The sequence below is a fragment of the Bombella dulcis genome (assembly GCF_026385505.1).
GTDB lineage: Bacteria > Pseudomonadota > Alphaproteobacteria > Acetobacterales > Acetobacteraceae > Bombella > Bombella dulcis.
In genome coordinates, this window is sequence record NZ_JANIDV010000025.1 from 1 (window position 1) to 319 (window position 319).

1 protein-coding gene is annotated in these 319 nt (G+C 61.8%); it reads right to left on the minus strand.

The genetic code is table 11. The features are described 5' to 3' along the window. Positions 1-319: DUF2213 domain-containing protein (locus NQF87_RS08765; protein ID WP_266128025.1), on the minus strand; the 319-nt coding region annotated here is incomplete at both ends.

A 319-nucleotide genomic window follows, 5' to 3' on the forward strand; every position in this document is an offset into this window, starting at 1 on the left:
GTCCGGTCCGGCCCGCCCTCTATCAACCAGAGCAACGTGATTGCCCCGGATGTTGGTCATGCGCCCGTCATAGGGCTTCCCTTCGTATGTCCCCGGCGTCATGTCGGCGTCGTAGGCGTACCCGCAGGAGAGTTCCCTCTGTGCGCCGCTCTGGATGCGCTGGATTGTGGAGCCATCGAAAATGACCATTCCGACCTTCAGATAGGGGGACTCAAACCGGGCGTTATCCATCGTCGCCCCCACCGTCAGCTCCCGTGGATGGGCGTTTGCGCTGGTCTCGGCATGATGTTCCAGAACCGGCAGGGAGTTGAACGTGTCC